The sequence below is a fragment of the Nocardia farcinica genome (assembly GCF_029867845.1).
GTDB lineage: Bacteria > Actinomycetota > Actinomycetes > Mycobacteriales > Mycobacteriaceae > Nocardia > Nocardia farcinica_A.
The window spans coordinates 1-4,281 of record NZ_JARWRU010000514.1 but is presented as its reverse complement, the minus strand read 5'-3'; the positions used below and the strand labels follow the sequence as shown (position 1 = coordinate 4,281).

General features: G+C 69.3%; 3 protein-coding genes. 1 reads left to right on the top strand and 2 read right to left on the bottom strand.

Annotated elements, in window-relative coordinates; translation table 11 throughout:
- The first annotated feature begins 132 nt into the window (after nt 1–132).
- Nucleotides 133–1,875, top strand: coding sequence for a GAF domain-containing sensor histidine kinase (locus tag QH283_RS11200; protein WP_280502947.1), 1,743 nt, complete (start codon nt 133–135; stop codon nt 1,873–1,875).
- 18 nt (nt 1,876–1,893) lie between these two features.
- Here the strand turns inward: QH283_RS11200 and QH283_RS11195 are convergent, their stop codons facing one another.
- Nucleotides 1,894–2,394, bottom strand: coding sequence for a pyridoxamine 5'-phosphate oxidase family protein (locus tag QH283_RS11195; RefSeq protein ID WP_280502946.1), 501 nt, complete (start codon nt 2,392–2,394; stop codon nt 1,894–1,896).
- A gap of 137 nt (nt 2,395–2,531) precedes the next feature.
- On the bottom strand, nt 2,532–4,281 hold a 1,750-nt coding region (locus QH283_RS11190; protein WP_280502945.1), incomplete at its 5' end, for a multicopper oxidase family protein.

Genomic DNA, 4,281 nt, shown 5'->3' with positions numbered 1-4,281 from the left:
TGTCGAGCGGCGCACTAAGGACGCGGGGCTGGGGGCTAAACTAGAACAAACCACGCCCAATCCGTGATCCGGCGGGCGCTGCGGGTCGACAATTCGACCGGCGGCACGGGGCGTAAGTGAGAGGATCGGGACATGCAAGGCTCCACGCCGCACCCCGGCGCGTCCGACCGGCCCCCGGTGATCGAGACCCTGGCCCAGTCGCGGCTACGTGAACTGCTCACCGAGCTACAGGATCGGATCACCGAGATCGTCGGCGTCCGCGACCAGATGGACCGCCTCATCGAGGCCATGCTGGTGGTCACCTCCGGGCTGGATCTGGACAACACCCTGCGCACCATCGTGCACACCGCCATCGAGCTCGTCGACGCCAAGTACGGCGCGCTCGGCGTGCGCGAGAGCGACCCGGAGACCAAGGAACTCGCCGAGTTCGTCTACGAGGGCATCGACGACCGCACCCGCGTGCGCATCGGCGACCTGCCCCGCGGCCACGGCGTGCTCGGTCTGCTCATCGCCGACCCGCGCCCGCTGCGGCTGTCGGACATGTCCACCCACCCCGCCTCGGTCGGGTTCCCGCCCCACCACCCGCCGATGCACACCTTCCTCGGCGTGCCAGTGCAGGTCGGCGGGGAGGTCTTCGGCAACCTCTACCTGACCGAGAAGTCCGGCGGTCAGGAGTTCACCGAGGACGACGAGGTGGTCGTCCAGGCGCTGGCCGCCGCCGCGGGCATCGCCATCGCCAACGCCCGCCTCTACGAGGAATCCCGCATCCGCCAGCTGTGGCTGGAGGCCACCCAGGCCGTCGCCACCAGACTCCTCGCCGGCGGCGAACCCGGCGACGTGTTCTCCGTCATCACCGAACGCGTCCTCACCCTCACCGATTCGGCGTGCGCGTTCCTCGCCCTACCCGAGGACCCGGAGATCCCCGCCGAGGACGTCACCGAACTCGTCGTGGTCTCCGCCGCGGGCACCGACGCGTCCGCCCTGTCCGGCCGCAGGCTGCCGGTCGACGAATCCCACACCGGCATCGTCTTCCGCGACGGCCGCCCGCTGGCCGTGGACAACGCCGACGTCGTCTCCTACGCCACCAGTGTCGAGTACGGGCCCGTGCTCAGCCTGCCGCTGCGGGTCGGCAACTCCGTCGTCGGCCTGCTGACCACCATCCGCGCCCTCGGCATGTCCCCGATCGACTCCGCGGGCCAGACCATGCTGGCCGCCTTCGCCGATCAGGCTGCCCTGGCCCTGCAGATGGCCTCCACCCAGCGGCGGATGCGGGAACTCGACGTGGTCTCCGAACGCGACCGCATCGCCCGCGACCTGCACGACCACGTCATCCAGCGGCTGTTCGCGGTCGGGCTCTCGCTACAGAGCACCGTCTCGCGCGCCCGCTCCCCGGAGATCAAGTCGCGGCTGATGGACACCGTCAACGACGTGCAGTCCATCGTCCAGGACATCCGCCACTCCATTTTCGACCTGCACTCGAGCAGCGCCACCGAGACACCCGCGCTGCGCAAGCGGCTGTACGCCATCCTCGCCGAGATGACCGAGAACACCGAGCTGCGCACCAGCATGCGGCTGTCCGGGCCGGTGTCGGTGCTCGCACCGTCGATGTTCGAGGACGTGGAAGGGGTGCTGCGCGAGGCGGTCAGCAATGTCGTGCGCCACGCCGAGGCCACCTCGCTGTCGATCCGGCTCGGCATCCACGACGAGGTCGAACTCGAGATCGTCGACAACGGCGTCGGCCTGCCCGACCGGCTCGAACGCCACAGCGGCCTGGCCAACATGGCCGCCCGCGCCGAGAAGGCGGGCGGCAAGTTCAGCGCCGAACGCGGCCCCGAGGGCGGCACCGTCATCCGCTGGTCGGTGCCGCTGCCCTGATCAGGATTTCACCGCTGCTCAGGAGGTCGCCGCGGTCAGCCCGCGCGGGCGGCCGAGGCGCGACAGCCGCCCGGTCCGCTCGTCGACCAGCTCGATGCCGTTGACCAGCGTCGGCTCGATGGCCACCACCTCCTCGGCGGCGCTGTCCACCCACGGACGCAACCGCCGCCGGTAGTCCGCCAGCAGCGCCGGATCGGTGACCGGACGCGCGGCCCCGGTGATCACCACCGACCAGCCGAGCCTGCGCGCCGGATCGATGTCGTCGGCCTCGTAGGCCACCACGACCGACCGCGACGCCCGCATCGAACTGGCCAGACCCGTCGTCAGGCCGGTGCGCACGATGATCAGATCACCGTCGACCAGATGGTTGACCGGCCGCACCGCGGGCAGCGCGTTGCGGGTGAACACGATGCGCCCGAACGGCACGCTCGCCAGCAGCCGCATGGCCTCGGCGCGACCGAGTTCGACAGTGCGGCGCGGCGTCTCGGCGAGTTCGGAATCGTACTCGGGCTGACTCATGGATCTGCCCCGCTTTCTGCCGTCGTCTGGTCACTGCGGATTCCATGGCACCATCCGCGACCACGCACCGCACAGTGCCGAAGGTCACCACCTCCGGTGCGGGCAAGCCACCCTGACCAGGGACGCGACACCGTGTTTCACGGCACGAACCGCAGCCGCAGCATCATGTCGTGGTCCTCGTGGTCGAGGATGTGGCAGTGCCACACGTAGCCGCGCAGATCTCTACTGTGGTCGGTGCTGTTGTGGTCGGTGCTGTTGTGGTCGGTGCCGTTGTGGTTGGTGCCGTTGTGCGCCTGGTGCCGCCCGCCGTGACCGTCACCGTGCCCGCCGACCAGCGACGGATTCAACGGCGTGAACGGCTCGTCGGGATCGAACCCGAGCTCGTCGGCGGTCGGGATGCGCACCAGGATGCGGGTCACCGTGCCGCCGTCCACCCGCACGATGTCCTTGAATCCCTGCTCCCACGGCGCGGCGGGCACCGGCGGTCCGGCGAGGAAATTCTCCGCCGGCGGATTCCAGCGGATGCCGATCGGCGGCTGGATGTTTGCCGCCTGGTAGTCCAGCGTCCGCAACGGCGTGCGGTCGAGCACCCGGAAGGTGACCAGGTGGATGTGGATCGGGTGCGGGTCGGGCGTGATGTTGATGAAGTTCCACTGCTCGACCGTGCCCTGACGCGGCATCTCGATGTCGGGATCGGAATAGCGCAGGTTGTTCAACGTCATGATCGACGGCGGCAGCCGCAGCTCGTACGGCTGGCTCAGCGTGATGTTGCGGACCACCGTCGGCGTCGGCAACGGCGGCAGCACCGGCAGCTGCCCGCGCCCGCCGCGCAACCGCTGCGGCACCGGCCCGGTGAACCCGCGCCGCTGTTCGGCGGTGAACCGGCAGAACACCGGCATCGCCACCTGCCCGATCAGCCGCGCCTGCATCACCGGTTCCTCGTCGTTGCACAGCTCGACGCTCTCCCCCGGCGCCAGCCCGGAGAAATCGACCAGCAGGTCGATCCGCTCACCGGCGGCCAGCCGGAAGTTCTGCACCGGCACCGGCGCGTCGAGCAACCCGTGCTCGTTGCCGATCACCCAGAACCGCATCCGGTTGCTGAAGAACAGATTCCAGGTGCTGAACTGCGCGGCGTTGATGGTGCGGAACCGGTAGAGCCCCCGCGCCACCGACATCCGCGGCCACACCTTCCCGTTCACCACGCCGGTGTCGCCCGCGCCGCCGCCCTCCCACAACCCCTCCGGCACCACGAGGGTCGTGCGCACCGTCTGCTGGCCACTGGGCTGGAACACCTTCTCCTGCAACACCAACGGCATCTCGAACTCCCCCGAGGGCAGCCCGAGGGTGTTGGCGTCGTCGCCGGTGTCGAACTCGTCGCGCAGCAGCACCATTCCCGCCAGCCCCGCGTACACGTTCGTGCGCGTGATGCCCATCGGATGGTCGTGGTACCAGAGCATTCCGGCGTCCTGCCGCAGCGGATAGTCGTGCTCGATGCTCTGCCCCGGCATCACCAGGTTCTCCGGGTGGCCGTCACTGGCGGGCGGGGTGACCCCGCCGTGCAGATGCAGCGATGTCGGCGGCGTGGTCCGCCAGCTCTCCTGCACCCCGTGGATCGTGGTGTCCAGATCCGCCCCGAACGGATGCGACTGGATCCTATTGCTGAACCGCACATGCAACGGCTCGTCCCGGTGATGCTCGATCGTCGGGCCCAGATACGACTGCCCGCTGTACCCGAACGCCGTCGACTCCGGCAGATCCCGATGGAACCGGTGCGAGGTGGTCGCCGCGTCGATCTCCAGCCGCGATCCCCGCACCACCGGAATCCGAGGCAGTTCGTCGACGAACTTCTCCACCTCCGGCGAATGGAACAACAGCGGACTCTTCACC

Coding starts and splice junctions, on each gene's coding strand:
- QH283_RS11195 (WP_280502946.1), bottom strand. CDS start 2,394: ATGAGTCAGCCCGAGTACGATTCCGAACTCGCCGAGACGCCGCGCCGC.
- QH283_RS11200 (WP_280502947.1), top strand. CDS start 133: ATGCAAGGCTCCACGCCGCACCCCGGCGCGTCCGACCGGCCCCCGGTG.